The 1,284-nt window shown below is 56.5% G+C and carries 3 protein-coding genes; 1 reads left to right on the forward strand and 2 read right to left on the reverse strand.

From position 1 onward, the window contains the following. Positions 1-395: RrF2 family transcriptional regulator (locus ACZM22_RS11150; RefSeq protein ID WP_489544123.1), on the reverse strand; the 395-nt coding region annotated here is incomplete at its 3' end. 3 nt (positions 396-398) lie between these two features. Beyond that, entirely contained in the window at positions 399-827 is a 429-nt protein-coding gene (locus ACZM22_RS11155; RefSeq protein WP_489544124.1) for a rhodanese-like domain-containing protein, read from the reverse strand. A 204-nt stretch (positions 828-1,031) separates the two neighbouring features. On the opposite strand from ACZM22_RS11155, the gene ACZM22_RS11160 reads away from it, so the two are divergent. Then, complete coding sequence (locus ACZM22_RS11160; RefSeq protein ID WP_216494913.1) at positions 1,032-1,211, forward strand: helix-turn-helix domain-containing protein; 180 nt, start codon at positions 1,032-1,034, stop codon at positions 1,209-1,211. Positions 1,212-1,284 lie beyond the last annotated feature (73 nt).

The following is a 1,284-nucleotide window of genomic DNA, read 5'->3' on the forward strand; positions in this document are numbered from 1 at the left end:
GTTTCAATATCCGTGATCGTAATGTGCGAGAGATAGGCGGCGCATTCCTCATTCATGCTCCGGTACAGCGCATCCATCACGCCCGCCATGCCGGAGCAGATGGCGCAGTCCCGGTCAATGTCGCCGCTGTGCCACGCGCAGTCCACAAAGCGGGTATTTATCGCCTCCGCCACCTGCCGGAGAGAAAGGACTGCGGGGTCGGTGCAAAGGCGATAGCCGCCGTCCAGACCCTCCCGGGTCTCCACCATTCCCGCCTTTTTCAGCCCCGCCAGCACCCGGCGGACGCGGGTGGGGTTAGTGCAGATGTTCTCCGCCAGCGCCTCGCTGCTGAGGGAGCGTCCGCTGTGGCTCAGGCAGACCAGCGCGTGAACCGCCAGATTAAAGGAACTGTCCACCCTTTATCCCTCCTTCACAAGCTCGTAGGGCCAGTCGATGACGCCGCCGAAGTCGTAGACGCTCTGATACCCCAGCGCCAGCAGCTTTTGTGCGGCATCCTTGCTGCGGCGGCCGCTGCGGCAGTAGACCAGCAGCGTGGCTTCCTTGTCGGGCAGCGCCTCGGGCATTTCGCTGCCGATGCTCTCGTTGGGGACAAGGACGGCGTTCTCGATGTGTCCGCCGTCGTATTCCTCACGGGTGCGGACATCCACCACCACGACCTTCTGCGAGGCCATCATCTCATAGGCTTCCTCAGCGCTGATCTTATGATACGCCGCCTTGCCGGGAGCGTCCTCCTCTGTCGGCACCGGCTTGCCCTTGGTTCCCCCGCAGCTCACCAGAAGCAGTGCAAGCACGGCGGCAAGTGCCGCGAAAAGCAATATCTGACGCATAATCAACCTCCAACATAACTGTATTTGCTACTGATACAGTTTATACTGAAATATAACAGATACAGTTAAAACTGTCAAGGTACTTCGGGGCAGCTTTTGGAGCACAAGCCCTTTGTGGTTGTTGACAGAGAAAAAAATATAGGTATAATAAAAGCAAAATAATAAGACTCATTCTTGCATTCTTGCATTTGGAGGGTTGGCGGTATGCCAAAATACGCAGAGGAGATATTGGCCGCCGTAACGGAACTGCAGCAGCATCCCACGGCGGAGCAGGTGTTCCTGGAGATGAAAAGGGAGCATCCCAGCATCGCTCTGGGTACGGCATATCTGCCCCGCCTGCCGGGAGCAGGAAAAAGACAATCTTATGGAGGAGAAGTATCATGAACGCTAACGTATCTAAGCTGCTCAACGAGCAGATCAATAAGGAGTTCTACTCCGCCTATCTGTATCTGGACTT

This window comes from Vescimonas sp. (genome assembly GCF_057856985.1).

Excerpts from the sequence above, each read along its gene's own strand:
- ACZM22_RS11155 (WP_489544124.1), bottom strand. The coding sequence starts at position 827 with ATGCGTCAGATATTGCTTTTCGCGGCACTTGCCGCCGTGCTTGCACTG.
- ACZM22_RS11160 (WP_216494913.1), top strand. The coding sequence starts at position 1,032 with ATGCCAAAATACGCAGAGGAGATATTGGCCGCCGTAACGGAACTGCAG.